Annotated in this window: 25 protein-coding genes and 2 pseudogenes; 16 read left to right on the forward strand and 11 right to left on the reverse strand. The window is 63.3% G+C overall.

Annotation, left to right across the window (positions count from 1 at the left end):
• Nucleotides 1-112: 112 nt before the first annotated feature.
• The gene (locus JO965_RS33555) at nt 113-769 is read left to right on the forward strand and encodes a hypothetical protein (protein WP_203446346.1); all 657 of its coding nucleotides are present in this window, start codon (nt 113-115) and stop codon (nt 767-769) included.
• A 96-nt stretch (nt 770-865) separates the two neighbouring features.
• On the opposite strand, the gene JO965_RS33560 is transcribed toward JO965_RS33555, so the two are convergent.
• From JO965_RS33560 to JO965_RS33585, 6 genes are all read right to left on the reverse strand, one after another.
• Entirely contained in the window at nt 866-1,138 is a 273-nt protein-coding gene (locus JO965_RS33560; RefSeq protein WP_203446347.1) for a DUF2312 domain-containing protein, read from the reverse strand.
• A gap of 164 nt (nt 1,139-1,302) precedes the next feature.
• Nucleotides 1,303-1,683, reverse strand: a complete 381-nt coding sequence (locus JO965_RS33565) for a hypothetical protein (RefSeq protein ID WP_203446348.1) — start codon at nt 1,681-1,683, stop codon at nt 1,303-1,305.
• Between the two features lie 54 nt (nt 1,684-1,737).
• Nucleotides 1,738-2,877: a DegT/DnrJ/EryC1/StrS aminotransferase family protein gene (locus JO965_RS33570; RefSeq protein ID WP_305846612.1), complete on the reverse strand. Its 1,140-nt coding sequence runs from the start codon at nt 2,875-2,877 to the stop codon at nt 1,738-1,740.
• Between the two features lie 7 nt (nt 2,878-2,884).
• A complete protein-coding gene (locus tag JO965_RS33575; RefSeq protein ID WP_203446350.1) occupies nt 2,885-3,979 on the reverse strand; it encodes a Gfo/Idh/MocA family protein in 1,095 nt (364 codons plus the stop codon).
• 150 nt (nt 3,980-4,129) lie between these two features.
• Entirely contained in the window at nt 4,130-4,906 is a 777-nt protein-coding gene (locus JO965_RS33580; protein WP_203446351.1) for an outer membrane protein, read from the reverse strand.
• Nucleotides 4,907-5,558: 652 nt separating this feature from the next.
• The gene (locus tag JO965_RS33585; RefSeq protein ID WP_203446352.1) at nt 5,559-6,245 is read right to left on the reverse strand and encodes a calcium-binding protein; all 687 of its coding nucleotides are present in this window, start codon (nt 6,243-6,245) and stop codon (nt 5,559-5,561) included.
• A gap of 684 nt (nt 6,246-6,929) precedes the next feature.
• Between JO965_RS33585 and JO965_RS33590 the strand changes: the two genes are divergently transcribed.
• From JO965_RS33590 to JO965_RS33605, 4 genes are all read left to right on the forward strand, one after another.
• Complete coding sequence (locus JO965_RS33590; protein WP_203446353.1) at nt 6,930-7,199, forward strand: hypothetical protein; 270 nt, start codon at nt 6,930-6,932, stop codon at nt 7,197-7,199.
• Between the two features lie 444 nt (nt 7,200-7,643).
• Complete coding sequence (locus tag JO965_RS33595; RefSeq protein ID WP_173949000.1) at nt 7,644-7,850, forward strand: hypothetical protein; 207 nt, start codon at nt 7,644-7,646, stop codon at nt 7,848-7,850.
• A gap of 69 nt (nt 7,851-7,919) precedes the next feature.
• A complete protein-coding gene (locus tag JO965_RS33600; protein WP_203446354.1) occupies nt 7,920-8,450 on the forward strand; it encodes a histidine phosphatase family protein in 531 nt (176 codons plus the stop codon).
• Between the two features lie 38 nt (nt 8,451-8,488).
• A complete protein-coding gene (locus JO965_RS33605) occupies nt 8,489-8,653 on the forward strand; it encodes a hypothetical protein (protein ID WP_203446355.1) in 165 nt (54 codons plus the stop codon).
• Between the two features lie 132 nt (nt 8,654-8,785).
• On the opposite strand, the gene JO965_RS49675 is transcribed toward JO965_RS33605, so the two are convergent.
• Nucleotides 8,786-9,304, reverse strand: coding sequence for a helix-turn-helix domain-containing protein (locus JO965_RS49675; protein WP_203446356.1), 519 nt, complete (start codon nt 9,302-9,304; stop codon nt 8,786-8,788).
• Nucleotides 9,305-9,411: 107 nt separating this feature from the next.
• Here JO965_RS49675 and JO965_RS33615 point away from each other — a divergent pair, with 107 nt between their 5' ends.
• The 9 genes and pseudogenes from JO965_RS33615 to JO965_RS33650 all read left to right on the forward strand — a co-directional run bounded on the left by JO965_RS33615 (nt 9,412) and on the right by JO965_RS33650 (nt 16,073).
• Nucleotides 9,412-9,843 carry a hypothetical protein gene (locus tag JO965_RS33615; RefSeq protein ID WP_203446357.1) on the forward strand — a complete coding sequence of 144 codons (432 nt, stop codon included), beginning with the start codon at nt 9,412-9,414 and terminating at the stop codon, nt 9,841-9,843.
• Nucleotides 9,840-10,574 carry an ABC transporter ATP-binding protein gene (locus tag JO965_RS33620; RefSeq protein WP_203446358.1) on the forward strand — a complete coding sequence of 245 codons (735 nt, stop codon included), beginning with the start codon at nt 9,840-9,842 and terminating at the stop codon, nt 10,572-10,574. The genes JO965_RS33615 and JO965_RS33620 overlap by 4 nt, the downstream gene beginning before the upstream one ends.
• The gene (locus JO965_RS33625; RefSeq protein ID WP_203446359.1) at nt 10,571-11,407 is read left to right on the forward strand and encodes a hypothetical protein; all 837 of its coding nucleotides are present in this window, start codon (nt 10,571-10,573) and stop codon (nt 11,405-11,407) included. The genes JO965_RS33620 and JO965_RS33625 overlap by 4 nt, the downstream gene beginning before the upstream one ends.
• A 1-nt stretch (nt 11,408) precedes the next feature.
• Nucleotides 11,409-11,807: an FtsX-like permease family protein gene (locus JO965_RS33630; RefSeq protein WP_203446360.1), complete on the forward strand. Its 399-nt coding sequence runs from the start codon at nt 11,409-11,411 to the stop codon at nt 11,805-11,807.
• Between the two features lie 74 nt (nt 11,808-11,881).
• Nucleotides 11,882-13,177 (forward strand): M20/M25/M40 family metallo-hydrolase, encoded by a 1,296-nt coding sequence (locus JO965_RS33635; RefSeq protein ID WP_246777166.1) that lies wholly within the window; start codon nt 11,882-11,884, stop codon nt 13,175-13,177.
• A gap of 699 nt (nt 13,178-13,876) precedes the next feature.
• Entirely contained in the window at nt 13,877-14,815 is a 939-nt protein-coding gene (locus JO965_RS33640; protein ID WP_203446361.1) for a transglutaminase domain-containing protein, read from the forward strand.
• A gap of 23 nt (nt 14,816-14,838) precedes the next feature.
• Nucleotides 14,839-15,090 (forward strand): annotated as a pseudogene (locus JO965_RS49680) (helix-turn-helix transcriptional regulator); the annotation flags it as partial.
• A 281-nt stretch (nt 15,091-15,371) separates the two neighbouring features.
• Nucleotides 15,372-15,674 (forward strand): GyrI-like domain-containing protein, encoded by a 303-nt coding sequence (locus JO965_RS49685; protein WP_371826989.1) that lies wholly within the window; start codon nt 15,372-15,374, stop codon nt 15,672-15,674.
• Between the two features lie 255 nt (nt 15,675-15,929).
• Nucleotides 15,930-16,073 carry a hypothetical protein gene (locus tag JO965_RS33650; protein ID WP_203446362.1) on the forward strand — a complete coding sequence of 48 codons (144 nt, stop codon included), beginning with the start codon at nt 15,930-15,932 and terminating at the stop codon, nt 16,071-16,073.
• Between the two features lie 104 nt (nt 16,074-16,177).
• Here the strand turns inward: JO965_RS33650 and JO965_RS33655 are convergent, their stop codons facing one another.
• The gene (locus JO965_RS33655; RefSeq protein WP_203446363.1) at nt 16,178-18,130 is read right to left on the reverse strand and encodes an adenylate/guanylate cyclase domain-containing protein; all 1,953 of its coding nucleotides are present in this window, start codon (nt 18,128-18,130) and stop codon (nt 16,178-16,180) included.
• An 86-nt stretch (nt 18,131-18,216) separates the two neighbouring features.
• Nucleotides 18,217-18,324: pseudogene (locus JO965_RS33660) on the reverse strand (amino acid ABC transporter substrate-binding protein); the annotation flags it as partial.
• A gap of 560 nt (nt 18,325-18,884) precedes the next feature.
• Between JO965_RS33660 and JO965_RS33665 the strand changes: the two are divergent.
• Both JO965_RS33665 and JO965_RS33670 read left to right on the forward strand, forming a co-directional pair.
• Nucleotides 18,885-19,481 (forward strand): ankyrin repeat domain-containing protein, encoded by a 597-nt coding sequence (locus JO965_RS33665; RefSeq protein ID WP_203446666.1) that lies wholly within the window; start codon nt 18,885-18,887, stop codon nt 19,479-19,481.
• A 27-nt stretch (nt 19,482-19,508) separates the two neighbouring features.
• Nucleotides 19,509-20,024, forward strand: coding sequence for a YHS domain-containing (seleno)protein (locus JO965_RS33670; protein WP_246777167.1), 516 nt, complete (start codon nt 19,509-19,511; stop codon nt 20,022-20,024).
• Between the two features lie 49 nt (nt 20,025-20,073).
• Here the strand turns inward: JO965_RS33670 and JO965_RS33675 are convergent, their stop codons facing one another.
• Both JO965_RS33675 and JO965_RS33680 read right to left on the reverse strand, forming a co-directional pair.
• On the reverse strand, nt 20,074-22,287 hold the full coding sequence (locus JO965_RS33675; protein ID WP_246777168.1) for an adenylate/guanylate cyclase domain-containing protein: 2,214 nt from the start codon (nt 22,285-22,287) through the stop codon (nt 20,074-20,076).
• 352 nt (nt 22,288-22,639) lie between these two features.
• Entirely contained in the window at nt 22,640-23,461 is an 822-nt protein-coding gene (locus JO965_RS33680) for a class I SAM-dependent methyltransferase (protein ID WP_203446365.1), read from the reverse strand.
• Nucleotides 23,462-23,573: the final 112 nt, after the last annotated feature.

The following is a 23,573-nucleotide window of genomic DNA, read 5'->3' on the forward strand; positions in this document are numbered from 1 at the left end:
TCTTCGGCGGCTTGTGCGTGCGAACCGAATGGCTATGTCGTCATTGTCATTGTCGAGGACCATTGCTCCTCGGTCCGGCCGACTTGCGGCCACAGCAGACAAAGGAACGACAATGGCTACGAACAAGAAGGACGGTACTTCACAACCCAGCAGGAGCCGGAAGGCGCCGAAGAAGTCGGCGTCGCAGGCCGCCTCCCGATCAGCCACCAAGAGAGGGACTGCTACTAAGCGTGCGCAGCCCAAGGCGATGACCGGCTCCCGGTCTGCGACGAAGTCCCAGGCTGTTCCCGCGACATCCCGCTCCTCCGCAGGATCGCGTACGGCGGCCCGCTCGACCTCGGGCGCATCGCGATCGCGGTCCACGACACAAGTCCGCTCCGCCTCCCGCTCGCGGGCGCAGGGCGGCCTGCTGGACCCGATGGCCTGGCTCTCGACCCTGGAGACAACACTCACCTCGCCGCAAGCTCGCGCGGTGATGGCGGAGGCTCTGCGGGCCGTCGCGAACGTGCTGGAGAGGCCGCAGGGCACCGAGCAGGGACAGGGCAGCGGAAAGCAGGAAGGCCGGGATGCGGTGTCAGCCGCCGGAAGCCTCGGGGCCGAGATTGTCGCCGCTCCGCTGGAGGTCGCCGCGGCTGCCATCGGAGCCGCAGGGGAGGTCGTGACAAGCGCACTCGGCGGTTCATCAGGCGAAGACCGCGGCAAAGGCGCCAGCCAGAAGGGCGGCAGACGATCCTCCTCGCGCAAGAATTCAGCAGCGAGCGGCGATTAGCCGACCGGATGATCGGTCGGGCGGCTCTGCATTCCATGGGAAAGAGGGCCGCCTTGGTCGGCGGCCTTCTCGTCATCCGAAATCTTCAAGGCGCGATTAGGCCGCCTCAGCGACAGGGGCCGGGCCTGCCTCGTCCATCGCCCGCATGTAGACGTCGAGCAGGCTGTCGTGCTCGTCGCGCTCGTCCTGATCCTGCTTGCGCAGCTTGATGATCTCCTTGAGGATCTTCACGTCGAAGCCCTCACCTTTGGCCTCGGAGAAGACTTCCTTCTTGGCCTCGTTCAGGTCCTTGATCTCGTTCTCGATCTGCTCGATGCGCTCGACAAACGAGCGGATCCGATTGCCCGGAATTCCAACGACGTCACTCATGGCCTCTCCTTTGCCGTATGTAGACCGGCACTATCCGGCAGGCGAGTAAGCGTCCCGTTAATCCAGAGGATCACTCGCGCAGGAAGCCACTAAAAGGCAATGTCAGGACCTGGCACATTTCGGAAGAATCGCTTTGGTCTGCTCATGAGGCGTTGAGCGGACCTTCATTTCATTTGCTGTTCGTCACTCTTTGACCCGGAGCGGTCCTTCTCCAGATACGTCACCATATCTCCCAAAATACTGAGTAGCGTTATTCCTATGGCGGAAGAGAGCTGCGCTGGCAACTTCGACAAGGTCCAAGGGTGATGTCTGGCCTGGACCAGATGAATGAGCAGGAGTTGATCGCGGAACTCCATCGCCTTGCTCACGAATGCGAAAGGCTCGACTTCGCGGTGGCTCGTGTCACCCAGCGGCAGCGGTTCTGCAACGATGCTTCTGACGCCACAAGGGCTGCTCAGGACAAGCAGCGTCTCTTGGTCGAAATGAGTCGATTGATGGACCGCAGGCGAGCCATCGAGGGGCATCTGATGCGGGTCAGAGGGCAACTCCGTCCCCTGAGGCGGTATGAATAGCGGCGTTTCCCCTGCGTGGAGCCAGGATTAAGCTTGCGCCGCCACGACCGTCCGCACGGCGGCCGTGATCTGATCTTGCACCTCCTCCCTCAGGTAGGGGTGCATCGGCAGGCTGATAACCTCTGCCGCCAGGCGATCAGAAACGGGCAGACCATCCCAGGCCGTTGGAAAGTGCCTGTAGGCAGCCTGTCGGTGCAGGGGCGTCGGGTAGTAGATGGCCGTTGGAATGCCAGCCGCCGCCAGGGAGCTTTGAAACGCTTTCCGGTCACAGCCCGGCAGGCGGAGCGTATACTGCGCCCAGACCGAGGTCGTACCCTCCAGGACCGTTGGCACGAGAGCGATGTCTTCAAGCTGCTCGTTGTAGCGCTTGGCGACATGGTTGCGGGCGATGATCTCACCGGGGAAAATCTTGAGCTTCTCGATCAGAACGGCTGCCTGCAAGGTATCAAGCCGGCCATTCATGCCGACCCGGACATTGTCGTACCGATCCGCTCCCTGGCCATGAAGGCGGAGAGAGCGGATGATCTCCGCCAACTCTGCATTATCTGTGAAGACCGCGCCGCCATCGCCGTAGCAGCCGAGGGGTTTGGCCGGGAAGAAACTCGTTGCGGTGGCGAGACCGATTGTCCCGACCTGGCGTTGTTTGTAGCTCGCGCCGAAGCTTTGTGCCGCATCACAGACGAGCCACAGACCCTCGTTTGCCGCCACTGTCTCGATGGGATCGTAATCGGCCGGTTGGCCGAAGAGGTCAACCGCAATGACCCCGACTGGATTGAGGCCCTTGTCCTTGGCCACGAGTAGGGCAGATCGCAGACTGCTCACGTCAAGATTGAAGGTATCTTCGCAGATATCGACGAACACCGGCGTTGCCCCACGCCCGGCGATCGCCTCCGCGGTGGCCGCGAACGTAAAGGCCGGGCAGAACACGGCATCGCCCGCCTTTACATTCTTGGCCATCAACACAAGAGCCAAGGCATCGGTGCCACTGCTGCACGAGATCGTGTGCTTGGCGCCGCAAAACGCGGAGAGATCGCCCTCGAGCCGCGCGACTTCCGGACCCATGATGTAGGCACCGTGGTCGAGCACCCGCAGGATTGCCTCGTCGACGGCCTGCCCAAGGGACTGGCGCTGTGCGCCAAGATCGATAAAGGGGATCAGGTCTGGCACGCTTGCTCTAGCGATAGACATGGCGATGGATAGGGTCTTCGCGTCTGAGATCAGTCCGCGGGCCTTGGTGGGAGTTCATCGCCTCGCTGGCCCGCAGCAAGACCCGCATCACGCGGAGTCCTTCCTCGCCACTTGTTTTCGGCTTTCGCCTCTGGGCAATGCAGTCGAGAAAATGCTGACACTCGAGTTTGAGCGGCTCATGCTCCTCCACCGCAACCGGAAGCGGTTCAGCACGGATTACTGCCGGGGTGTCCCGCGCTACGGTCACCGCGTGCGGATACAGCAGCAACTTGCGCTCCCATGGCGCGCTATCATCCAGCACAATCATGGCCTCTGACCCGATGACGGTGAGTCGATGCTCCTTGACCGGATGAAGCCAGGACAGGTTGACCTGAGCCTGCTCGCCAGCGGGAAAGGACAGGTGAAGGGTGGCAGCATCGGCAATGGCCTGCCGCAAGTGATAGCCACCGACCGCATGAACCTCGCTTGGCTCTGTGCCGATGAGAGCTAAGATGACGGAGATATCATGCGGCCCCAGGCACCAGAGCACGTCCTCTTCGCGCCGGATCGCTCCCAGGTTCATCCGGGTGGCCTGAACCCGCAGGACGCGGCCGATGGCGCCGGTCGCGATGAGGTTCTGGAGCCTGGAAAAGGCAGGGTGATACTGGAGAATATGACCCACCATCAGCCGTCGATCCAAGCGCCGCGCCAAGTGTGTCAACTCCTCGGCATGCTTGAGTTCAAGCGCGAGCGGCTTTTCGACGAACACATGTTTCCCGGCCAGAAGGGCAAGCCTGGCGAGGTGATGATGGGCTGACGGTTGCGTCGTGATCGCCACCGCTTGGATCGAAGGCTCGGCCAGGATCTGGTCGAAGGACAGAGCTCGGCTACCATGCCGGGCAGCGACAGTCTCGACGGCCTCGGAGTGATGATCAGCAACAGCACCGAGACAGCCCAGTTCGGCAAAGCAGCGGGCCAGGTTCTTGCCCCAGGCTCCACAGCCGATCACCGCAACCTGAGTGCTCGCTGCTTTGCCTGGGAGTTGAATCGGTTGCGATAGCAACTCAATCCGTCCAAGCTCGGCTCGATGATGTCTCGACATGGGCTCCCCTTGTCTGGCGCTCAGGTGTGCACCATCAACACGAGCGGGTCGATGGGCACCTTGAGATCCAAGCGATGTTGTGTCCGGACTTCTGCGAATTGCGCGGCCCGGGCTTCCCCCGGGGCCTCTTCTGCGGGTGCTGCGGCGCTCTTAGTAGGTGCCGAACTTGAAGTTCAGCTTGGCCCGGGCGACGAAGAAGTCCTGCTCGTCATTGTCCCGCGGCAGGAACACATCAACCGGCGCTCCGCCAACCGGCGTGAAGGTGCCGATGCGGCCGTCGTCATCATCGTCCTGATCGATGCTGACCCACAGACCCTCCAGGCCAAGGGTGACGGCTGAGGAGCCGAACCAGTTCACCGGCAGGGCCCACTCGACACCACCGCCGGCCGTCCAGCCGGTGTTGTTGTCGGTGTAGGCCAGACCACCGGTGGCGTAGACCAGGAAGCGGTCGAAGGCGACACCGGCGCGCAGGCGCACCGTGCCCCACCAATCCGAAGAGTCCTCGAATTCGCCGGGCACGAAGGTGCCGGCAAAGCCCGGGCCTGGGATGAACACCGCATCATTGTCGTCGGTGTCAATCCACTGGATGTCGGCCTCGGCACCGATCACGAACGCGCCGATCTGGTAGTTGTAGCCGATCTGGCCGCCGCCGGTGAAGTTGCCGTCGTTGCCGTTGTCGAAGTTGAGCGTGCCCACGAGGCCGGCCGGAATGCCCGGGCCGGTCAGCACCACGGTTTCGTTATCATCGTCACGCCAGCCCCAGCCGAGGTTGCCACCGACATAGAAGCCGGTCCAGGTGAAGACTGGAACAGCCGCAATCGGGGCCGGCGGAGGCGCTGCGCTTGGAAGGTCGGCCGCGAAGGCCGTGGAGACCGCCGCGGTTGAGAGGGCTGTGGCAGCAAGCAACCCAAGAAGTCGAGATTTCATGAGCAATCCCCTTATGTGCAAAGATCCACAAGGGCAGAGTATGAACCGCCATCCAAGAAGGCCTATAGCAAAGATGCAACACTTCGCTGATTTGCGCAGCAACGTCAGTAATTCTGACGTGAATACATGCCTACAAACTCATGAATACCTTGTCTGATTTGACAGGTAGGGCGTGGCATGGCCTACTGGCCTGGCTTCGGAGCAACCCCGAAGGCGAGGAGATCACTCAACCCTGCCCCGATATCGGAGCAGGGTTTTTGTTGGCACGCTCATTACGACCATCCAGTTCCATGAATGGCCTTCCGCGCAATTCGCGCCCGGGCACGGCGGAGGCCCCGGATGACCGATATGGTGGCTACGGTCATCCGAGACCTTGCCGGTGACAGGGCCAACAGGGGGCGGTCGACCCGTCACAAGCTGCGGACCATTCTTCACGAGTTGCGGAGCGAGATCTCTTGGCGGAGAGAAGGAATGATCCGCTCGAAGCATCGGTGCGGGTTGCTGGAGGCAGGTCACAGAAGCTCGGATTGGCTCCGCGAAACCTCCAGCCCCAACACCTCGTACGTTTGCAGCAAGCCGCCTCACCCCATGAGGTTGGCTGCCCTCGGCTCGGGATAAGCGTCACGGCCGAGAGCCGTGACGCCCTTACGCTTTATTGGATTGAGAAGTAGTCGCCCGGGTTGCTGTTCACGTCCTCAGCATCGACATTGACGAGCGTGATCGTGTCGCCGTGACCCAAGTCGATAACTGTGTTGTCGCCGACCTGCTGAACGCGATCGGCAAGATCGTCGGCCGTCGCGATATCGGTGCCGTTGATCCCTTTGGAGATCTGCAGCAGATCCTGGCCCGGCTTGAAATCCAGCACGACATCATTGCCGCCGCCGCCGGTGAAGACGAACGTGTCGCCACCCGCGCCGCCGACGAGAAGGTCGTCACCCGCTCCGCCTTCAATGAGATCGGCTCCGGAGCCGCTGCGCAGGATGTCGTCGCCCGCGCCGCCCTGCAGCAGGTCAGCGCCAGCACCGCCGTCAAGCGCGTCGTTGCCGACCCCTCCGAGCACGATGTCAGTGCCAGCGCCGCCGTCGAGATCATCGTCCCCATCGTCGCCGAGCAGGTGATCGACTCCGGAACCGCCGAGCAGGTTGTCGCCACCCGCACCACCAGAGAGCCAGTCCTCCCCGGCGCCGCCATCGAGCAGGTCTGCACCGTCCTCGCCGTACAGATCGTCGTCGCCGCTTCGGCCGAAGATCAGATCGTCTCCGCCATGGCCGAAGATAGCGTCTGCCCCGGAGGCGCCCTGCAAGTGATCGATGTTCTCGCTACCGCCGATTGTTGCCATGTCATTCTCCTGTGTTGTGTCTGCCCGGCGAGCGGGCGCGTGCCGATGCGCCAGCTCGTGAGGATCAAACGGATTGAACAGTGAGAGCGCTCTGAGCGCGTGCTTGTGGAGCTGGATGCGATGTTCACTGCATTTCGCGTCAGCCAGCGAATTCTGGATAGAAGAGATTCGGATCAGTGTAAACCCTCAGACAGTACTTCTTAATACTGCTCTCTAATCTCCGTGAATTTGCCACACAAAAAGCTCGAAGAGCACAGAAGTAATTCATGCATAATAGAACGACTTTCGACATAAATAGTTTACTATGCTCACTGTTTTAACGATAAATGCTTACGGATCACTGGGTTAGCATCATTGATGAGTTGCGTCCCAGATGGCAAAGACAGCCAGAAGGGTGTGGGACAGCGTGTGAATGCCTCCGCGGTGAAGGTGCCTGCTCCCATGGGGTTGATCCCATTGTCGCCTTGGCTAGGCAGGCCCGCGGGTGGCGACCGCTTCTACGCGAGCACTAGCAGGCCTTCGAGATCCGTGGAGGTCCTGTGCCAGCCGCAGGGCGTGAGTGTCCTTCATCCAACCACTTGCGTGGTGTCCGGCAGTCCTTGGGGGCGATCACCGAGTCGATGAACGACTTCCGTCGCATTTGACCGCTATCAAGCAACGCCCGAACCAAATCGGCAGGCTGACATGGATGACGATCTCACCGATCTTTCGCGGGATGATCTCGTCGCGGAGGTGATCCGGCTCCGGAATGGCATCCGCGCACACCGCGACAGCAGCGGTCACGAACTCTGTTGGCATCACCCGCAATTATGGGGATTATTGCCCGAACCGATCCCCGATGACATCAAGGTGCCGGCCTGGCCGCAGTTCCTCCGCGGCTGCCTCCGCTACCGGGAGTCTCTCGACCGCCAGCTTCCCCAGGCTCCCCGCGTTGACGTTGAGTTCGACCACTAGAGGTCCCCACGCTGCGTCCGCGAGAGCCATGGCATCTGCGCGCATCCTCGTAAACTTGCGGTGACCATCATCTTGGCGGAGCCGACCATCGTTCCATGTGGTCCGCCGCTCTCGACCTCGTGCCGAAGTCTTGAGCGGCACTTGGACATTTCCGGAGGTGCAACCGGTGTATTGATGATGACGCGTGGCGGCGAAAGGTCAGCTCCTGGCACTCCTGAGACGTAAGCGCTTGGTCCGCTTCCGCGGTCATGAGCCGACATTTGTTGGGCGACCGGAGGGTGAACAGCTGACCCCACGCGGACGCTTGGGCATGCCAACTGCACTCTGGCCAGGCTCGCAGCCCACGCGCTTTGGAATACCTCACGGGGTGTGGTCTCCCGTCAGTAGAGGAAGTATTCTCCCGCCGAGGCAGCGGGCGAGCTCTCATTGAGGAGGTCTTTTCCCATGTCAGGCCATGCGATCCACATCAAGGTTGACGGAAGAACCTACTCGGGAACCTACCAGGTGGACCGAAAACTGCTGACCGTCACGACAACCTACGGCAGGAAGTCCGCCGAAATTAATCCCCGGGTGGCCCATGAGACCCTTGCCCACCAGCTCCTCCAGGACCTGGTCCAGCAGGAAAAGTCGCGCAAGGGCTCGACCCTCTGACAAAAGGGGGACCGTTCGATGCGGACCTTATCCCGATACTCTGCTCTTGGTTTTATCGGATGGGGCGGCATGGTTGGGCCTGCGCTCGCAGACGAGACAGCGGCATGGACGGCCTTGCGCCAAGATGGGCACGTGGCCCTCATGCGCCATGCCGAAGCGCCCGGCGGCGCCGGTGATCCGCCAGGCTTCAGGCTCGACGACTGCTCCACCCAGCGCAACCTGAGCGCCAAGGGGCGCGCGGACGCCCAAGCAATCGGGAAGAAACTGCGGGCCAAGGGCGTTGCCGTCGCGAGGCTGCTGAGTTCGCCTTGGTGCCGCTGTGTCGACACGGCCCGCTTGATGGATCTGGGCCCTGTCGAAATTGAGCCGACGTTCGCCAACGCCTTTGTTCTGGCGGAGCAGCGGACTGCCCTGACGGCTGGGGCCAAGGCCATCGTCACCGGCTGGAAAGGGCCCGAGACTCTTCTTATCGTGACCCATGGCGCGAACATCCAGGCGCTGACTGGCTCCAATCCAGCCTCGGGGGAGATCGTCGTGGCCGCAGTCGCCCCCGACAGAACTATTCGGGAGATCGGGCGCATCCCGGTTCCTCAACCATGAGACAAGCTCCGGCCATGCCATGGGGGCCGGTGGCACTTATGGCGCAGAGCACTTCAGCAACGAGTGTGAACTGTGGGATCTGCCTTCAGGCGGACACCATCACCATCGGCCGCTTCGCCGGCGGCAAGCTGAAAGAGGACCGGGTCGAGCTCGACCGGCTCGGCCTCTTCCCGCAACTCGGATGCCTTCCGACCGGGTCGTAGGGGGCCTGTTGTCAACTCGTGGCGGGTACCGCGCGTTGCGGATGCGGGCCGCATTTGCGCCTCCGAACCGGCGGTGGCCGATGAACCTGAACGCTCTTGTCGAGCGGGTGAAGCGCTGATCCAAGGACGACATCAAAGGCGCGACTGCTGAAACCCATTGGATGCACCCCTCGAGACGGGAATACCCGGCTCCTTGTCAGGGGCATCCGTAGATCTGCAAGCGAACGTCCACACATGGCATGCCTGAGACCTAAGCTCGAAGGCAACAATCCTCATGGAACCGGACGTTCCGAAAGCGCAGGGAATCTCGGTTCCTGACCCGGAAGCGACATTCCGCGATGCAGCGTAGACTGGCAATCCGACTGCCGGCATATCCGCGTCGGTCTGGAGCCGATAGCCAACCCCGGTCTCCGTTAGGATGTGCCGAGGCTGGTCGGGCCGCACCTTCAGCTTCTGGCGGAGCTGGCGCACGTAGATCCGCAAGTACTGCACGTCGACCTTCGGTCCCCAGACCTCCTGCATGATCGTACGGTGGGTCACCACTTGGCCGGCATGGAGCACTGTCACCCTTCGTGCAGATCCATCTTTGAAGGCCTCGATCGAGCCTATGACCGTTGACACCTCGGTCGCTAAGGAAAGGCTCAAGTTCATTGAACTAATGTACGAGTTGTGGGTCTAATCACAATAGCGAGCTAGTCTGGGCAGTTTTCCCGCCCATCCGTCAACCTGAGCGAAGCGTGTCAGGAGGCATACCTGCAATGGTGACCAGACGAACTCTCCTCACTGCTGCCCTGACGGCCGGACTTCTTCCAAAAGCGAGTTTAGCCGCGACTAGGATCCGCATGGGCGAACTCTATAATCATGACGGGTCCTTCTCCCCACGCGCAGATGAGCTGAAGGGTACACGTATCGCCATGCAGGGTTTCATGGCGCCCCATCTAAAGGTCGATTCCGACTTCTTCATCTTGTCGAACACACCGGTCGAGACCTGCCCCTTCTGTGCATCGGAGGGTGAATGGATCGACTCGATCGTGTTTGTGCGCATGCGCACGAGGCAGGAGATGGCTGCGCCTGGGACACTCATCCTGGTGCAGGGAACGCTCGAGGTTGGGCCTGCGACTGACCCGACGACTGGCTTCGTCAGTAAGGTCAGGCTGACAGACGCAGTCTTTCAGAGGGCAGGTGCGTGAACCCGCATGACGCTGAGGTAGGGCTTTCAGTCTTCCAGCTTGGGGTCTCCTTCTGCGACGCGACCGGCGACCGGTTCAATGCTCTGTCCGGCATCACGGCGCAGTTCAAACCCGGTCAAATTACCGCCATCGTCGGCCCATCGGGTTCTGGAAAAACGACCCTCCTGCATTGCATCGCGGGCATTCTCGTTCCGAGTTCAGGCGAGATTCGTCATAGTGGCGTGATCGTCAGCTCCTTAGGGGAGAGCGCTCGTGACGCATGGCGCCGTCACAACTGCGGAATGGTGTTTCAGGATTTTCGTCTCATCGACGAACTCACCGTGCTTGAGAATGTCACAACGCCGGCGCTGTTCGGTCACTATCGGGTTCCTTCGATCCTGCGCGAACGGGCCCGCACGCTTATTCGCGATTTTGGATTGCTGGAGCGTTCCGTTCCAACGTCGCGCCTGTCCCGTGGCGAGCGGCAGCGGGTCGCCCTTGCCCGCGCTCTCCTGATGGACCCTGCGATCATCCTCGCGGACGAACCGACCGCCAGCCTCGATCGCACAAACGCCGCCTCGGTCGCCGGGGCACTTGAGGGCCTCGCCGGACAGGGGAGGACCGTCGTATGTGTCACTCATGATGACCTGCTCGTTTCACGGGCACATGAGGTGATTTCATTGAAGGCTGGGCGGATTGGCCCGCCTGCCGTGGATCAGTTCCTTGGGCTCCGAGCGGGAGACCGCGCATGAATCCCTGGCCCATTGTACGTGCGTTCCTGGTCCGGCATCGCTGGGCCGCCCTCGCGTTCATCTTCCTAGTTGCAGCAGGTGTCAGCCTTGCGGTCGCGCTCATTTCCCAAGAACGGGCCTTGCGCGCCGGCAGCGCCCGTGCGGCCGACCGCTTCGATTTGATCGTGGCAGCCCCCGGGAGCCAAACTGATGTCTTGCTCACCGCTGTGTTTCTGCGTCCTGGAACGACCAAACTGCTCCCGCCAGAAGTAACGGTGCGACTCTTGAACGACAAACGCGCGGCGTTTGTGGCTCCGATCGGCTTTGGAGACAGCCACCGCGATGCGCCCATTATCGGAACGACGAGCCAGCTCGTCACTCATTTATCGAACGAATTGCAGGAAGGCCGGGTTTTCGCCCGTCGAGAGGAGGCGGTTGTGGGAGCTGCCTCGCCCATAAACGTTGGGAAGACGTTCCGACCGACGCACGGCATACCACGGGACAGCAACCCGGAGGAAGACACTGATCCTCACGAGCATGGTTCGATGATCACGGTCGTAGGCCGGATGAAGCCGACAGGGTCGCCGTGGGATAGCGCCATCATGATGCCGGTCGAGCTCGTCTGGCAGCTCCATTCACTGCCTGATGGTCATGAGGAGGGCAGCGAAGCGGTCGGCCCGCCCTTCGATCCAACCCGGACGCCCGGCGTCCCGGCGGCCGTGGTTCGACCTACTACGATCGCCGCCGCGTATCAGCTTCGCAATGCCTATACGACCAACGAGTCCATGGCATTCTTTCCCGCCGAAGCGCTGGCCCGTCTTTATGCTGGCCCGTCTTTATTCTGTGATGGGTGACTTGCGCCAGCTCATGAGCCTGCTAGCCATCGTCACACAAGCGCTGGTCTTAATGGCCATCGTGATGGGTGTGCTATTGTTGTTTCGGTTTCTCGTGCCACAGCTCATCACCCTGAGGGCTCTAGGCGCTCCTCGACTCTTCATTGCTGCCATTGCTTGGGGCTTTACCGCCACGTTGGTGCTCGCCGGAGTGCTGCTCGGCCTCGGGGCCGGCTATGGGCTCTCATACGGAGTAAGCCAGTGGCTTGCCGCTGATACAGGCGTGGAGCTTTCCCCGACACTCGCCTCAAGCGAGTACCTCATCGCAGCCAGCATACTAGCCACAGGATGGGTCTTGGCTCTTCTGCCCGCATATGTTGTTCAGCGACGATCGCTCGCGATGTCCCTCGCAGAGAGCTAAACAAAGCACCCACTCATTGGCCCTTTTTCCATCAGTACTGATCCCAGCACTGAACAACCAGGAGGAAGTAATCGATGCATTCGACTCTAAGGAAACTGGGACACGCTCTGGTGGTCGGAACTTTGATTGCGGGCCCGGCCACTGCTCAAGAGGTTGCACCGGCACACATGGAAACCGTGAAGCGCATCGTGGACAGCCCGTCCTTCAAGGCGGCGGTCGATGCGCTCCAGAATGAGCATGACCGCTGGATCAGCGAAGTCATCAAGCTGACCGAGATTCCCGCTCCGCCGTTCAAGGAGCAGGAGCGGGCCAAGGCTTACATGGAGATGCTCAAGGCCCATGGCCTGACCGACGTCGAGATCGACAAGGAGGGTAACGCCATGGGCGTGCGCAAAGGCACCGGAGGCGGACCGCTGGTGGTCGTGTCCGCCCATCTCGACACCGTTTTCCCCGAGGGAACGGACGTCACGGTCAAGCGGGACGGCAGCCGCCTGGCCGCTCCGGGCATCAGCGATGACAGCGCCGGTCTTGCCACCCTTCTCGGCATCGTCCGGGCCATGAATGCGGCCGGGATTAAGACGAAGAGCGACATCGTCTTCATGGGCACCGTCGGCGAGGAGGGCCCGGGGGACCTGCGCGGGGTGCGCTACTTCTTCACGGAGGGCAAGTACAAGGACCAAGCCAAGTACTTCTTCTCGCTCGATGGCGGCGGCACGCCCACGATCACGAACTGCGGGGTTGGATCGAAGCGCTACCGGGTGACGTACAAGGGGCCGGGCGGGCACAGCTACCAGGCGTTCGGGCTCGTCAACCCCATGGCTGCCATGGCCCAGACGGTGGTCGAGTTCTACAAGATCCAGACGCCCACCCAGCCGAAGACCACGTACGCCGCGAGCGTCACGGGCGGCGGAACGTCCGTCAACTCGATCCCGAACGAGGTCTGGATGGAGTTCGACATGCGCTCCGTGGACGCGAAGGAGCTGGACCGCCTCGAGAAGCGCTTCCTGGCCATCGTGAATCAGTCCCTGGAGACGGAGAACTTTGCCCGGTCCACCAAGCAAGGATTGGTGTCGGCCGATATCAAGCTCATCGGTGACCGGCCCGCTGGGCGAACCGACGAAAAGCAGGACATCGTGCAGATCGCGACGGCCGCCTTCCAGGCGAATGGAGTCCCGCCAGCTTACGAATGCGCCTCGACCGATTCCAACATGCCGATGAGCCTCGGCATTCCAGCGCTCACGATCCCGCGCACCGGCAAAGCGGACCGCTTCCACTCGCTTGACGAGTGGATGGATACTGACCCCCAGAGCAATCTCACGGTGAAGAAGATCGTTCTCACCACCGTGCTCGGCGTTGCCGGCGCCCAGTGAGGCAGAACGGGTCGGACCTGGCGCAGGTGCCCGGTCCGGCCCATGGCTAGTTGGTCCTCGTTGTCGGATTCTGTTCACCGCGTTGGCGAGCTCGGAGCGGTTTGACATGGCAACAGGCGCGTCCAGGATTCTGGCCAAATCGGCCATCGGACACTGAGGTTTGATGTAGGTCTGGGAGTTGCCGACCGTGCTGACGGTGTTGAACGCCATTCCGGCCGAATCAGCCACTATCAGCGGCTTGCCGTTGTCCTCGACGGGAGGAACAGCCTAAACGTGCCTTTGTATGTCCCGGGGTGAACACGAGCGCCACCATCGTAGCGCTGAGGGCGAACTCCTGGCCATCACTCTGAATAATGGAAAGGTCATCTGCTTAGATTTTATGAGTTCTCATTAAACCCGAAATGGCACTGGGCTGCTCTTATCCCAAGTTCCGCTGTGGCGTGCTGAGCGGACCTTCATTTGATCCGCTCTACGTTACACTTTGACGTTAACAGACGTTCGCTGGGGATGTTGCAAGATCTCCAACCCAGAAGCCGATGCCCGTTCCTGCGCGATAGACAGGCATATCTGCCTCTTCGCGATGGCTGTTCATTCGAGGCGGAAGACGGCGAAGCTTCGCGCCTGCAAACAGGATCAAGCGAACCACCAAATCTCGAGGCAAGAACGGGCGAACAGGCAGTTGAACCTTTGGAGGCTGACATGAACGCCACTGTCCTTCCTGCGCGTCTCAAGCATCATGTGAGGGGGTCCCAGCGCGTGCTTGACACCTATGCCGACCACTCGCCCTTCAGCACGCCCGGGCGCCATGCCGCCCTGTTTGATGCGCTCCCGTCTGATCCGGCTGGTATCGCCCGCACGGTGCAAGGCTTGTTGATCTATGAACACGTCACGGAACCGTTTTACGGCTATGCGCTGCCCGAGGCACGCCGCGCCGAGAGCCATATTCGGCCCATGGAGAAGATCCTCGATGTGTTGCTGGCGCTCGACGACCGCCCGCTCGATGTCAGCCGACCACCCGAAAAGCGCCTCGTCGGCATCTGTCGCCATTTCATGCTGCTGTCCCTCGCGATCTTTCGCCATCACGGGGTGCCCGCCCGGGGCAGGGGCGGCTTTGGCCCTTACTTCAATCCGGGGAGGTTCGAGGATCATTGGGTCTGCGAATACTGGAGGGTGGAGGACGGCCGCTGGGCGCTGCTGGACAGCCAGTTCGATGATGTCTTCGTCCGCAATCTCGCCATCGGCCACGATATCTATGACGTGCCGCGAGACCAGTTCCTGACGGCGTCTGACGCCTGGCGCCGATGCCGCAGCGGGGAACTGGATCCAGACCTGTTCGGCATCGAGTTCTCGCACTTGCGCGGCCTCTGGTTCATTGCCGGCAGCCTGATCCGTGATCTCGCCACCCTCAACGGCTGCGAAACCCTGCCCTGGGATGTGTGGGGCGCCCAGCCTGCGCCCGAAGCCACCCTGCCGGATGCAGAACTCGAATTCTTCGATGAAATCGCCTTGCTGACGGCCGATCCGGATGCGAATTTCGATGCGGTGAGGCGGCGCTTTGCGGAGGATGCGCGGCTGCGCGTGCCTGAGACCGTTTTCAACGCATTGCGCCGCCGCGAGGAGAAAGTGTTCGAGGGGTGAGGTGGCCGCGGCTCATGGTGGGCATGCAAACGCCGGTCGAGAAAGCAATCTGGTTCATCGAGAGCCACTTTTCGCACGCCATTACGCTCGATGATCTGGCGTGGGTCTGCGGCCTCTCGCGCTTCCAGGTGTCGCGGCTTTTTTCCTGCACCACGGGCACAACGGTGACGGCCTATGTGCGCAGGCGACGCCTGACGGAGGCGGCCCGCGCCCTGGCCGACGGCGCTCCCGACATCTTGGCCGTCGCGCTCCAGGCCGGCTACGGCTCGCACGAAGCCTTTTCCCGCGCCTTCCGCGACCAGTTCGGCCTCAGCCCGGCCGAGCTCCGGGCGCGGGGCCATTTGGAGGGCCTTGCGCTGGTGGAGCCGCTGCGGGAGGATCCGGTGGTTCCTGTGCATCTACCACCGCCGCGTCTTGTCTCGCCGGGACCATTGCTCATTGCCGGCATCGGGCGCCGCTTCGCTGACGACGAGTTTGCCGGCATCCCGGCGCTCTGGCAGGCATTCCACCCCTATCTTGGCGCAATCCCGGGCCAGAAGAGCGATGCCGCCTTGGTCTGGTCGCCGGTACGGCGGCGGCCAGGGGCACCTATTTCTATCTTGCGGGCGTCGAGGTCGCGGATCTTGTCGATCTCGACAGCAGCTTCACCGGGATGCGGCTTCCAGCGCAGCGCTGGGCTGTGTTTCCGCACGAGGGTCACATCACCATTGCCAGCACGATCCATGCCGTGTTCGCCCAGGCGCTGCCCGCTGCCGGGCTGACGGCCGGAGACATGCCTGACCTGCTCGAAAGGTATGGCGAGCGGTTCAACCCGCGGACCGGCGCAGGCGGCTTGGAGATATGGGTGCCCGTGAAGTAAGGCTCATTTGCCCCGCCCGTATGGCAGATCAGGCGAACCACTTCCAAAGAACGGCGATTTGGGCGTTCGGTTGAGCTGAGTTGGGTTGTTCGGCGCACACGGTCCTAATGACCCCTATTGGCTTGGCACTGGGCAGACCTTGTCCCAAGTTCCGTAATCAAGTACTGAGCGGACCTCCATTTGATCCGCTCTAGGTTACACTTTGACCCTAAGCGGTCCTTTACGGGTTTGCTGCTTCAGATCCAGGGCAGTTCGATGACCTGGAATGGACTTCTTCCTTCGACGCTGGCCGAGCGAATGAAAGTGGCCATGGCACACGATGAGCACATCGGAAAGCCGGTTCATCCCGAAACGCTGGTCCGCCTCATCCAGACGCTTCTGATTCCGAACGAGCACTGAGCAAGCCGTATTGGGAGATCGCGTTGCTGGCTATGGGCCATCAGTGCAACGACCGCAGCTCGGAGCCCAAGGTCGCCGTGCACACGTTGCAGAAGCCGCTCAGCCTACGGTGGGGAGACCGTCTGACATTCCGGCAAGCGGTGGACTGGTGCCGGCATGGCCTGCAACTGCTCAGGCTTGGTGCAAGGCGGGAAGCCGGCGGACTGCATCCCCTCGACCAGCCGCTGCCGCTCGGCGTCGCTGTAGCCGGGGCTGTTCAGGGCAAAGCTCTCGATCGTGAGGTTGGGATGGCGCTTGAGCGCTTCGAGGACCGTTGCCCTCGCTTCCTCCTGGCGGCCGAGCGCCGCATAGGTCACGGCCGCCTGCACCCAACCGCCGCGCGTGCGGGTCTGCGGATCCTCGCGCTCCACGAGGTGCAAGGCATCCTCGTAGCGACCGGCCATCAGGTAGGCCAGCCTGTAGAACCCCGCGGCCGAGACCGAGTAGTTCGGGTTGAGGCGCATGGCCCGGTCCGTCGCCTGCGCGCCGCGCTCGGGGTCACCGAATGTGCTTGCCCACCCGGCGTAGTTCGTCAGGATGCCGGCATCGCTCGGGTTCAGCCGCAGTGCGGTCTCGAACTCGGCTTCCGCCCGCGGCAGGTCGCCGGCCATCCCCAGGATATGGCCGAGGGTGGCATGGGCGGCCGCATCCACGGGATCGAGTTCGAGGCCACGCCGGATCGCCTGCATCGCGGCTGCCCGCGCGGTGTCAGCATCCGCGCCATAATGCATTGTCAGGTCGTGCGCGGCGGCCAGTGCCACCCAGGCGCGGGCGAGTTTCGGATCCTGGTCGACCGCCTGCTCGAGCCAGCGGATGGCCTCCTCGACGCTCTCCTTGGTGAAGCGGCCCATCGCTTCCTGGCCCAACCGATAGAGGTCATAGGCTTTCAGGTCCTCCGGTCGCGCGCGCCGGCTGGCCGCCCGTTCGGCCTCCGGAATCGCCCCGCCGGAGGCCGCCAGCCGGGTCGCCACCTGCTCGGCGACCTCGGCCTGCACCGCGAAGACGTCTATGGCAGGCCTGTCCCAGCGTTCGGACCACAGGTGCGTGCCGCGATCGGCCTCGATCAACTGCGCCGTCACGCGGACCTGCTCGCCGCTCCGCTGGATCGAGCCTCCCAGCACGTAGCGAACATTCAACGCCTTGCCGACCGACCGGATGTCGATCGGCTTGCCGGCGTAGGCCGCGGTGGCGTTGCGCGCCATGACGTCTAGGTCACGGTAGCGGGACAGATCCGTGATGATGTCTTCGGTCACCCCGGCCGCCAGGCGTCCCGTCGCACCGTCGCCGCCGAGATTGTCGAACGGCAGCACGGCGATCGAGGGCTTGCCGATACCGGTCTCTCCGATGGCGGGCTCGCTGATGGTGGTCTCGCCCCTTTGAGACCACCACCAGAGGCCGAGCCCTATGACGAGCAACACCGCCGCAAGAGTGGCTGCGAGGTGCCAACGGCGGACGAGCCGGGTGCGCCACGACCAGCTCCGTTGGACGCCCTCCATTCTCAGGGTGTAGGTGCGTACGGGTTGCGAGATGTTCTTGACGCGCTTCTGTCCGGCAAAATCGAAGGGCACATTGAGCTTGCCCTTCAGGTGATCGTAGGCGGTTCCCGAGACCATCACCCCGCCTGGCTCGCAGAGCTGCTCCAGCCGCGCGGCAATGTTCACACCGTTGCCCAGGAGGTCCTCGCCCTCGACCACCACGTCGCCGAGGTTGATCCCGATCCGGAACACGATCCGGCGCTCCGGCAGGATGTCGTCCTGGCGGGCTGCCGTCGCAGCCTGGATGGCAAGGGCACAGGCGACCGCGTCGACCACGGAGCCGAATTCCGCCAGTAGCCCGTCGCCCATCAGCTTGACGATCCGGCCGCGATGCTCGGCCAGCAGAGGGGAGATTACGCCGCCTCGGATGTCCCTAAAGGCAATGAGCGTACCTTCCTCGTCCTGCTCGACGAGGCGCGAGTAGCCGACCACGTCGGCCGCCAGGATCGCGGCCAGCCGCCGCTCGGTCCGGGTGCTCGCCATTCGGAAGGCTCCTGCAACAATCCTTGGCCCAAGGGTAGCACGAGACCCGGCGCCCTGCCGCATCCCGCGCCTCGGACGTCGGCCCGCTAGCGGACCGGCAGGCCGTACTGGAGGCTCCCCTTGGTCCGGAGCGCGTTCTGGCCGCGCTTGATCTTGAGCGGAGAGCCCTCGCCGACGTTGCGCTCAGAGCTCTCGCGATCCAGTATCGGGCGCTGCTCGGGGATACGGGTGAAACAAGACGGGGGGCATTGGTGCGGGCGGTTCGAGAGCGGGCTTGGCTTCATGATGGGCTATGCAACCTACTGCGCCATCCTACCGCCAAACCCAACAGCGATTTTCGAACCCGCGTTTACCCTTCGTGAGGGGGACATCCGGCCGGTCCCATGACGAAGCCTGTCCTTCGGAAGGCGAGAGGGCGGACGACCCCACAAGGCCAACCAAACCGGCTGCCCGCTGAGCGGTGCCAGATCCAACTTCATCTCTCGGCGATCAAGGACGGGCATGCTGGCGGTACCTGACGACTCGATCCATCGACGGATCTTCCGATCGGCCCCGGCAATAAGCCGGGCAGTCCGAATACGCCGGGTGAGCGGTTACTTGCCTTCCTGGGGATCGGGCGTAAGATTTCCCCATTGATGGAGCCTCCAGGGTTCGGTCGCTTGCCGAGTAAACTCCGGCTCCGCCATGCCACGGCAGTGCCAGTCGCTGGACCATCGTGGCGATCTGGATCGGACGCACGTTGGAGACGAGCGTGATGCGGTCCCCATGGCTTGCTGCCCTGACCTTCGCCGTCTGCCTTGGCGCCGGCGGTCACGGGAATGCCGCGCCGCTCCATGATGCGGCCCGCACAGGCAACGTCGACCAGGTCAAGCAGCTCCTTGCCACCGGCAGTGACGTGAACGGCCGCGACCGGGAGCGCGAGACGCCCCTGATCGAAGCCGCACTCGCGGACCAGCCTGAAGCCGTTGCGGCGCTGATCGAGGCCGGAGCCGACCTCGAGGCGCGCAATGACCGCGGGTTCACCGCACTCCATGCCTCGGCCTATGCGGGCAGCCCACGCATCGCGACCCTGCTGCTGGACCATGGCGCCGCGGTCGATGCCAGGAGCATGCACGCCATCACGCCGCTGCATGTCGCCGCCGAGCAGAACCAAGCCGCGGTTGCCGAGCTGCTGATCGCACGCGGAGCCGACGTCGAGGCGGTCCAGGGCTACGGCTACACGCCGTTGAGCCGGGCGACCTTTTACAAGAGCGCCGCGGTGATGGCGCTGCTGAAGCGGCACGGCGCCCGATGCCAGCCGAAAGAAAAGATCGGCGCTTCGCAGGCCGCGTGCCTTGCGGCCGCGAATTGACCGGATCAGAGAAGAGGAGTGCCCGCCATGGCCTTGCGTCGCTTCCTAACACCCGAATGGTTGCCACGCGCGGTGAAACCCCTCCCGCTGCTCCTGTGCCTGGGCATCGGCACCGCCACAGGGGCCGACGGCGTGAACACCGGATACTTCGGCAACGTCGCCATAAAGGGCTACGACGCGGTCGCCTACTTCACCGAGGGCCGCCCGACCAAGGGGGCTCCCGAGTTCAGTTACGACTGGCTTGGCGCCACGTGGCAATTTTCGAACGCCGGGAACCGGGACGCCTTCGCGGCCGAACCCATTCGTTACGCGCCGCAGTATGGCGGCTTCTGCGCCCTGGGAACGGCGAACGAGGAAGCCTCCGCCAACATCGATCCGGAAGCCTGGCGGATCGTGGGCGGAAAACTCTACCTGTTCGGCGGACGGGAAGGCCTGGAGGAGGACTTTGACGCCCACGTTGGGGATGTGGTCGCGAAGGCGGACGTCAAGTGGCCGGACATCCAGCAGAAGGAATTCCGTGCGCGACAGGGGAGCGGCAACTGAGCGTCGGTCTCCAGCCTCCCACCTGGGGCCGCGGCCCTTCGTGGCGACGTCATTGGGCGATCGAAAAGTACCGGACGGTGGTGGAGTCGGGATAAACGTACTCGTTCCGGGTCTCGGCGCTTCCGCCGGGATTGCGATAGACCGGACTACAGAATTTCCGGCCGAGAGTGACGCCCGCGGATTGCGTGCAGAAGAGGTCCTGTTCGAGCGTGAACCGGCCAACGGCCATCCTCGTTTGCGTACGCACCGCGAAGTCGCCGTTCGAGCCGAGCTGCATGACGAACGGCGCGCCGTTCTGGAGGTGCCCGATCCACGTCTTTCCCGAAGCGAGTGAGCGGATCGTCGACGCATCCAGCCGATCCTCCAGGCGGCCACTGAAACCAAAACACCACTCCGGCAAGCCTGCCTTGAGGAGCGCCGACACCCGGTGGTCCAGATCTTCCGGTCGCCGATGATGCCCGTACACGACGCGGAGACTGGCAACACTTTGACTGGGGATCCTCTTGAGAATGGCCTCCACGGCCCCGTGCGCATCCTCCATGCGGCCCAGTTGGGCGCTCGCCATGGCCAGGGTCTCGAGGCCGACATCGCCCAACCCGTCAGGGCCGACCGAGCGGAGGACCTTGAGCGCCTCTTCGTACCGGCGGTTCATGTACAGCACCAGGCCGTAGTAGTCGTAGACCTGCGCCTTCGGCTTCGGATCGAGTTGCAGCACCCGTTCGATGGCCGCCAGGGCCTCCGGGTGCCGCCCCGCGTAGGTCAGCACGATGGCGAGGTTGAGTTTGGCGTCCGCGCCGTTCGGGTCGAGCGCGACCGCCCGTTGCACCGACTCGATTGCCCGGTCGATCTCGCCGTCGAGCATCTGCAGGATGCCGAGGACGGCATAGGCCCGCGGCAGTCCCGGATTGAGTTCCAGGGCCCGGCCCGCCGACTCATAGGCCCGCTGCCGGGCGACCGCGCTCAGCATCAGGGGCTGGAAGTCGAAGGCGAGAACATCGACGATCGCCCTCGCATGGCCCGCATAGGCGTCGGCGAACCCGGGATCGAGGGAGATCGCCTTCTCGTACATGGAGAGGGCTTCTCCCAGGGACCGCTGCCCGATCGAATAGACCTTCTGTTCGGCCCGCATGTAGAAATCGTAGGCTTCGAGATTGCGGGTGGGCAGGCGGGTGATGGCGGAGGTTTCGCTCTCGGTCAGCCGGACCGACAGGGCCTCGACGACGCGCTTGATCAACTGGTCCTGCAACTCGAAGATCCTGGTGGCGCTTCCGTCATAGCGCTCCGCCCAGATGGTGCTTGCAGTGGCGGCATCGGCGAGCTGCACATTGACCCGGATGGTGTCGCCCACACGGCGGACGTTGCCCCCGAGCACGTACCGAACCCCCAACTGCCGGGCGATCGACCCGACGTCCTTGGGCTGGTCCTTGAACGCGAACGCCGAGTGCCGGGCGATCACCGTCAGGCCCGAGATCTTGGACAGGTCGGTGATGAGATCGTCGGTGAGTCCGTCGGCGAAATAGTCCTGCTGGGCATTGTCGCTGGGACCGTCGAACGGGAGGACGACGAGCGACGGCTTGCCCGCCCCCAGTCCGGTCGAGCGCAGGAGGTCCGACAACAGGGTGGCGGGCCGGGGCCAGGAAACGGCACCGATCGCGGCTACGATGGCCAACAGCACCAGCGCCGCGGCCAGGGTGGACCAGCGCGGCCGCCGGCCTAGGCCTCGCGCAGGCAGCTTCAGCAGGACGCGATAGACCCGGACCGGCTCTGGGATGTTCTTCAGATGCTGCCTGCCGAGCGACTGGAACGCAACGTCAAGCTTGTTCCTGGCGTGGTCATAGGCGGTACCCGAGATGACGATGCCGTTCGGTTCGCAGAGGCCCTCCAGCCGGGCGGCGATATTGACGCCGTCGCCGTAGACGTCATCGCCATCGATGATGACGTCGCCGAGATTGATGCCGATCCGGAGCGAGATCCGCGCGTGCTCGGGGAGGGGCTCACGCTGGGCGGCGATCGCACGCTGGATCTCCACGGCGCATGCCACGGCATCGACCACGCTGGCGAACTCGACCAGCGCGCCGTCACCCATGAGCTTCACGATGCGGCCGTGATGGTTTGCGATCACCGGATCGACCACATCGTGGCGCAGCGCCTTGAGTCGGGTCAGGGTGCCCGTCTCGTCGAGGCTCATGAGGCGGCTGTACCCCACCACGTCGGCGGCGAGGATCGCGACCAGCTTGCGTTCGACCTGCGGTGTCTCGTCCACGACCTCCATGATAGGGAAATCGGTCGGCGAGGCTACGGAAAAGGCCGCCTCACGGGGACGCCCGGGTGAGGAGTCCTCCCGGTCCTATAGGTGCGACGCAACGTTGCCGACGGGGTCTTCCGAATACGCTCGAACGCAACGTTTTCCGGATCCATCGAGCGCTCTGGTCTGCTCATGAAGCAGTGAGCAGACCTTCACACAATCCACTCTACGTTACACTTTGACCCAACCCGGACCTTACGCCCTTATGGATCCACGTAGCTGGCGCACAACGTGTGCCTCACAAGACGCCCGTGTTGGATCAAGTCGCTATTCCGAATGACGCCTGGAGGCGCTCTTTTGTGAGCGCGTCTCAGAGCTTTTTGGCTGCGGTCACGATCGCCGGCATCGGCAATTCGAACGCACCGTCCCGTGCGTAAGCGGCGACGGCTTGGCGCATCGCATTGCGGATGGCTGCCAGTGCCTCCGGCGTCTGCGCCTGGAGCAGGGCGGCGGCACGGACCGAACCCTTCATGATCGCTTCGAAGAGGCCGTCCGGCGACGCCAGGCGCCAGACCAGCGGGACCGTGGCTACGGTCGCGGACCGGAAGCCGGCGGCGGCTAGGCTGTTCTCGCACTGGGCCGGATCGCTGAACAGGAAGAAGCTGGGACCGGGCGGCAGGGGAACGTCCATGCGGCCGTGGGCCTGCACGGCGCCGTAGACGAGGCCGAAGCCAGCGCGGTCCCGCGGCGCCCAGACGCTGAAGGCGATCCGGCCGCCGGGACGGAGCACGCGGAAGGCCTCGCGCAGGAAGGCATCCGGATCGGGGAAATGCAGCACGCCGAAATTGGAAACGCCGGCATCGAGGCTGCCGTCGGGAAACGGGAGCGCTTCGGCGTCGCCCTCCCGAAAATCCAGGTCCGGGTAGAGTCGCCGGGCCAGGGCAACCTGCGTGGCGGAGAAGTCGATTCCGATGGCATCGGCGCCGCGGCCGGCGGCGGCGGCCGCGGCATATCCCGCGCCCGTGGCGACATCCAGGACACGCATACCGCGCGTGACTCCGGCGGCGTCAAGGAGTGCCTCGATGGCCTGCGTCGTGACGGGGGAGAGATGGTCGTGGTATCCGGCGGCAACAGTTTCCGCCGACCAGCCCTGATGCTCGAACGCGCGAAATGAGGGATTCGGCTCCGCCATCGCAGCCTCCACCGGATGGGATGTCAGGGGACTATCTTACCCCACGGCGCGTCCTCCCGGAATTTCGACGACGATGGTCCTCCGCGACAGGACCGGCGCTCTCGGGTATCGT

Origin of the sequence: Microvirga sp. VF16, assembly GCF_016864375.1 — a bacterium.
Lineage (GTDB): Bacteria > Pseudomonadota > Alphaproteobacteria > Rhizobiales > Beijerinckiaceae > Microvirga.

Coding starts and splice junctions, on each gene's coding strand:
- JO965_RS33560 (WP_203446347.1), bottom strand. CDS start 1,138: ATGAGTGACGTCGTTGGAATTCCGGGCAATCGGATCCGCTCGTTTGTC.
- JO965_RS33575 (WP_203446350.1), bottom strand. CDS start 3,979: ATGTCGAGACATCATCGAGCCGAGCTTGGACGGATTGAGTTGCTATCG.
- JO965_RS33595 (WP_173949000.1), top strand. CDS start 7,644: ATGTCAGGCCATGCGATCCACATCAAGGTTGACGGAAGAACCTACTCG.
- JO965_RS33625 (WP_203446359.1), top strand. CDS start 10,571: ATGAATCCCTGGCCCATTGTACGTGCGTTCCTGGTCCGGCATCGCTGG.
- JO965_RS33635 (WP_246777166.1), top strand. CDS start 11,882: ATGCATTCGACTCTAAGGAAACTGGGACACGCTCTGGTGGTCGGAACT.
- JO965_RS33555 (WP_203446346.1), top strand. CDS start 113: ATGGCTACGAACAAGAAGGACGGTACTTCACAACCCAGCAGGAGCCGG.
- JO965_RS33680 (WP_203446365.1), bottom strand. CDS start 23,461: ATGGCGGAGCCGAATCCCTCATTTCGCGCGTTCGAGCATCAGGGCTGG.
- JO965_RS33600 (WP_203446354.1), top strand. CDS start 7,920: ATGGTTGGGCCTGCGCTCGCAGACGAGACAGCGGCATGGACGGCCTTG.
- JO965_RS33580 (WP_203446351.1), bottom strand. CDS start 4,906: ATGAAATCTCGACTTCTTGGGTTGCTTGCTGCCACAGCCCTCTCAACC.
- JO965_RS33605 (WP_203446355.1), top strand. CDS start 8,489: ATGGCGCAGAGCACTTCAGCAACGAGTGTGAACTGTGGGATCTGCCTT.
- JO965_RS49675 (WP_203446356.1), bottom strand. CDS start 9,304: ATGAACTTGAGCCTTTCCTTAGCGACCGAGGTGTCAACGGTCATAGGC.
- JO965_RS33640 (WP_203446361.1), top strand. CDS start 13,877: ATGAACGCCACTGTCCTTCCTGCGCGTCTCAAGCATCATGTGAGGGGG.
- JO965_RS33655 (WP_203446363.1), bottom strand. CDS start 18,130: ATGGCGAGCACCCGGACCGAGCGGCGGCTGGCCGCGATCCTGGCGGCC.
- JO965_RS33615 (WP_203446357.1), top strand. CDS start 9,412: ATGGTGACCAGACGAACTCTCCTCACTGCTGCCCTGACGGCCGGACTT.
- JO965_RS33670 (WP_246777167.1), top strand. CDS start 19,509: ATGGCCTTGCGTCGCTTCCTAACACCCGAATGGTTGCCACGCGCGGTG.
- JO965_RS33650 (WP_203446362.1), top strand. CDS start 15,930: ATGACCTGGAATGGACTTCTTCCTTCGACGCTGGCCGAGCGAATGAAA.
- JO965_RS33585 (WP_203446352.1), bottom strand. CDS start 6,245: ATGGCAACAATCGGCGGTAGCGAGAACATCGATCACTTGCAGGGCGCC.
- JO965_RS33665 (WP_203446666.1), top strand. CDS start 18,885: ATGCGGTCCCCATGGCTTGCTGCCCTGACCTTCGCCGTCTGCCTTGGC.
- JO965_RS33590 (WP_203446353.1), top strand. CDS start 6,930: ATGGATGACGATCTCACCGATCTTTCGCGGGATGATCTCGTCGCGGAG.